The organism is Pseudomonas sp. ICMP 10191, assembly GCF_001467335.1.
Lineage (GTDB): Bacteria > Pseudomonadota > Gammaproteobacteria > Pseudomonadales > Pseudomonadaceae > Aquipseudomonas > Aquipseudomonas cerasi.
In genome coordinates this window covers 1-4,020 of the sequence record NZ_LKGW01000161.1, presented here as the reverse complement: position 1 = coordinate 4,020, position 4,020 = coordinate 1, and the positions used below count along the sequence as shown (strand labels likewise).

The 4,020-nt window shown below is 53.2% G+C and carries 5 protein-coding genes; 2 read left to right on the top strand and 3 right to left on the bottom strand.

The genetic code is table 11. The features are described 5' to 3' along the window. Nucleotides 1-103: 103 nt before the first annotated feature. Together AO388_RS24235 and AO388_RS24230 are read right to left on the bottom strand one after the other, a co-directional pair. Complete coding sequence (locus AO388_RS24235; RefSeq protein WP_058417324.1) at nt 104-829, bottom strand: hypothetical protein; 726 nt, start codon at nt 827-829, stop codon at nt 104-106. Next, entirely contained in the window at nt 826-1,071 is a 246-nt protein-coding gene (locus AO388_RS24230; protein WP_058417323.1) for a hypothetical protein, read from the bottom strand. Before AO388_RS24230 ends, AO388_RS24235 begins: the two co-directional genes overlap by 4 nt. A gap of 296 nt (nt 1,072-1,367) precedes the next feature. Between AO388_RS24230 and AO388_RS24225 the strand changes: the two genes are divergently transcribed. Then, nucleotides 1,368-2,996 (top strand): methyl-accepting chemotaxis protein, encoded by a 1,629-nt coding sequence (locus AO388_RS24225; RefSeq protein WP_058417322.1) that lies wholly within the window; start codon nt 1,368-1,370, stop codon nt 2,994-2,996. 205 nt (nt 2,997-3,201) lie between these two features. Here the strand turns inward: AO388_RS24225 and AO388_RS24220 are convergent, their stop codons facing one another. Next, entirely contained in the window at nt 3,202-3,384 is a 183-nt protein-coding gene (locus tag AO388_RS24220; protein WP_058417321.1) for a hypothetical protein, read from the bottom strand. Nucleotides 3,385-3,479: 95 nt separating this feature from the next. On the opposite strand from AO388_RS24220, the gene AO388_RS24215 reads away from it, so the two are divergent. Beyond that, entirely contained in the window at nt 3,480-3,986 is a 507-nt protein-coding gene (locus AO388_RS24215) for a hypothetical protein (protein WP_058417320.1), read from the top strand. The last annotated feature ends 34 nt before the right edge of the window (nt 3,987-4,020 follow it).

Sequence of the window (4,020 nt, the reverse complement as noted above, 5' to 3'; positions counted from 1 at the left end):
GGCCGTATTGGGTTTTAAAATCGAAGGGGTGTTTCTTCTGGTGAGCGGACATAGTTCATCCTCGCCGGGGTGGCGTGAGTCGTTGAAGTGGGTGGGCTATTGCTTAAAGGGCCAGTTCGGCCTGCGCTTCGCGTTGCCAGATAGGCGAACTGTTGTGCGCTTCAATCCGGTCGCCGATCACGCAGGCGCGCTGCCCGGCAGTAGGTGGTGCGTACATACCAAATCGGCTGATGCTGCCGCCGTTGACTGCAGCGTTTGTCGAGTCTGCGGAAGCGAACGGAAGGTGCTGGAAGATGGCGGGGTCCAGCATCCTCAAGCCGTGGAGTCGACACATGGGGCGGCCTTGCTCGTCGCAGATGGCGTTCATCGCGGCAGTCATTCGCCTCCACCATGCTGCTGTGCCTGGTGACCGCCATTGGCCGGAGCTGCCAAAGGCCACCGTCGACCATTCGCTCGCGAGCCGCTGCAGACGCTCAATCGACTCATGCAGATGCCAAACCGGAACACCGCGCAAACCGCTGGGCCAAGCCGCGAGTAGCGCGTCGTTTGCCTTCTCATCGCCGTCGATGACGTCGGGGATCAATGCCCAGTCGAAGCCTGGGTGCCGGTGCCAGTCCTCAACCCAGCGAGTGTAACCGTCTACGTCAAGCGTGCCGCCCTTGTTCCAGATCGAGAATGCGCCATTGTCGAACACGAACGACTGACAAACTTCGGCGATGATGCCTATGTCATCCTGGCGAGGGAAGGGCACTAGTGCGTGCCGGCTGGCAAGGAACCTGGCGCCGTCCTGGCGGGTGCCGCCGACTGGAGTGCCGTGGTAGTGGATCATCCGCTCAGCCTCACTGTTTTAATTTCGACGCCTTGGTGCGTGGCGATCATCGTCTGGTCACCGCGGAAGCGCTCCGACAAATCGTCAGCAATTCGTTCGTGATATCCAGACTTTATGAGCGCCGTCGCTGTCTTGATGTGCTCGACCATCACCACACCATGCGTGCGTATCTCCAGCTTGTAGATGATCGTGTCGCCGTCAGATGGGCAGACGGCCGTGAACGTGTGCCGGTAAATGTTCATGGTTCATCCTCGCCGGGGTGGCGTGAGTAGCTGATTTATAATTTGTGGGAAGGAATGGGGATTTCGACGTACTCACTCTCATACGAAAAACCACTTGGTCTGAGTTTGTGTAGTCATGATTAATTTAAATTGAACATTCGAATTCAGGCATTTCTGAAAATATGAAACATGCGCTTACAATAGCGTTAAGGGTCTATACCCTACGTCTGCGGCATTAATTGACTGTGGGCGACGAACGGTGGTCGTGGGCTAAGCTTTATTGACGACATAGGGGAACATTCCCTGGAGTCATCGACATGATATTGCGCAAATTTAATCTTGCCCCCCGATCGGCTGTCTGCTTCGGGTTTTTCTGTGTGATGATTCTCGCGTTAGGATTAATTGCCCTAAGGCAGGCATCGAACCTGAATGCGGCAGAGAAATTCGTTGAAACCAATGTCTTACCAAGCATCTCGTTCTTGGGGGTAATGGACCGTGAATTTGTGAGTATCAGGGGTAGCAATGCTAGGCTGCGCAATCCTGTTGAGCCTGCTGATCGAAAAGTAACCGCTTTGGAAGATGTAAAGAAATCCGAACTGATGATAGATGACTTAATGTCTAAGCTGCAGCCACTTATCGTGACGCCTAAAGGTAAGCAACTTTATAGCGAGCTGAGCAAAGTCTATCCTGAATATAAGATCCTCCAAGAGAAGTATGTTGGCCTGATTGCGGTAGCAAACATTGAGGACGCTGTTAAGTTATCAAGCGGAGCTATGAAGCAGTCCGCTGATTCCGTGGCAAACGCTATAAAGAATCTCATTGAATTGAACAACGCTAAGGCAAAGAATGCCGGTGATGAAGCGACTGTTCTGTATGACGAAACTAAGCTGATTGTTGGCGGTTTCATCGCAGCTAGCATGCTGGCTGCGATCATTCTTGCGCTGATGTACACCCGAAGCATCACTTACCCTGTCAGCCAATCTTTGAACATTGCGGAACGCATTGCCAAAAACGATTTGACCGAAGTCATTGAGCCTCAAGGACATGATGAGGTTGCCCGGCTCATGATGGCCTTGAAAGCCATGCAAAGCGGACTACGTACCACGCTTTCCTCGATCTCAGACTCTTCCAATCAGTTGGCTTCAACTGCGGAAGAAATGCACGCTGTTACCGAAGACGCTAACAAAGGGATGCAGCGGCAGAACAATGAAGTAGAGATGGCTGCCACTGCCGTTACTGAAATGAGTGCTGCCGTAGAGGAAGTCGCTCGAAATGCTTCGGCAGCATCTGAGGCTGCTACTCGTTCAAATTCTTCAGCAGTGTCCGGACGCGCGCGCGTAGATCAGACCGTCGAGGCTATTAGTCTAATGGTCGGTAGCGTCGAGGTCGCCACCCAAGAAGTGCAAGGGCTTGCCGTTATGGCGACTGATATCAGTAAGGTCCTGGACGTTATTCGCGCAATCGCTGAGCAAACCAATCTCCTTGCCCTCAACGCTGCAATTGAAGCTGCTCGAGCCGGTGAGGCTGGCCGGGGGTTCGCAGTGGTGGCGGATGAGGTAAGAGCGCTGGCCCATCGTACCCAGCAGTCGACGAGCGAGATCGAACAGATGATCAGCTCGATACAGAAGGGTACTGGAGCTGCTGTTTCTGCAATGAGCAACACCAACGCTCAAGCTCAAAAAACTCTCGATACCGCTCATGGTGCCGGATCTGCGTTAGTCGAAATCACGGAGTCCATCGACAACATCACAGAGCGGAATGTGCTGATTGCAACGGCTTCGGAAGAGCAGGCCCAGGTTGCGAGGGAGGTTGATCGCAGCTTGGTAAGCATTCGCGACCTCTCAAACCAAGCCTCCGATGGGTCAAGTCAGACAGCTATTGCGACATCAGAATTGACCAAGCTTGCTGTCGAACTGAATAGGCTTGTCAGCCAGTTCCGCATGTAGTCTGGGTTAGATCAATGGACGCCGTTTTTGTCCTGCTGAAGGGCGGCGACGGGGTGTTAATGCAGATGCGCACGCTTTCATCTGGCAGCGTGCGCATCATGTCGATGCAGTCGCCTACCAGTATCTGGTGTAGCTGGCTCATATCGAATTCCAGGCATGCGCCGCCCTCCGTGTCCGGTGGTGGCAAATTGGTTGGGCTAGGGGGTCAGCTCAAGCGGAACTGCTGATCTGGAAAATCCTTCTCAAACTCCGCGAGGATGCTGTCTGCCAGGTCAGGACAGTTCCGAGGTAAGGCCTTAGCGCGATCATCAGTTGTTTCGATACGCTTCCCCATAAAGCAAAGCACGAATGCCCAGCCGTGGGCGGTGAGGACCTGCAGTTTTTGCATGTGATGCTCCCTGCCCGGCGTGGGCTCAGTGGCAAATTGGTTGGGGGTGAGCTATAGATGATGACCGGCATGGAGCCGGGTCAAAGGAGCGCGGGATGAGCACAGAAGAAGTTTTTGCTTTCGCTAAACAGATGACTGATTCGATTATCTGTTTGCGAGATGGAGGTCATCATTTGCAGGCCGCGATGCTGACCTATGTTGCTATTGAGCAAATGGCGTGGCTTTCTGTAGAGCCTTTAAGGTCTGGACCGGCTGACTTTCAGCGTTGGGTAAGCTCGTACATGCTGCCAAATTGTCCACTGCCATGTACCGCCCGTGAAATATGGGAGGCTAGAAATGGCCTACTTCATATGGGTACTGCCGAGTCTTTTGCGAACCGAGATAGCACTGAAATCAGGCTGGTCTGCTATGTATACGGGAGCACTCCGAAGCTGGCCAATAAGATGGAAGGAGTCGTTTTCTTAAGGGTAGAGGATCTCGTTACAGGCTATCTAACCGGCGTGATGTGGTTTCTAACTCATCTGGAAAGTAACGCTAGCGATCTACAAGTCGCTAAAGACAAGATCGCTAGAATGCTTACCCAGCGGCCACTAAATATTTAGGCTTCATGATTACCCCCCAGCCCCCAGCCCCCAG

Bases quoted from the DNA above. Each gene is read 5' to 3' on its own strand.
- AO388_RS24225 (WP_058417322.1), top strand. From the start codon at position 1,368: ATGATATTGCGCAAATTTAATCTTGCCCCCCGATCGGCTGTCTGCTTC.
- AO388_RS24215 (WP_058417320.1), top strand. From the start codon at position 3,480: ATGAGCACAGAAGAAGTTTTTGCTTTCGCTAAACAGATGACTGATTCG.
- AO388_RS24220 (WP_058417321.1), bottom strand. From the start codon at position 3,384: ATGCAAAAACTGCAGGTCCTCACCGCCCACGGCTGGGCATTCGTGCTT.
- AO388_RS24235 (WP_058417324.1), bottom strand. From the start codon at position 829: ATGATCCACTACCACGGCACTCCAGTCGGCGGCACCCGCCAGGACGGC.
- AO388_RS24230 (WP_058417323.1), bottom strand. From the start codon at position 1,071: ATGAACATTTACCGGCACACGTTCACGGCCGTCTGCCCATCTGACGGC.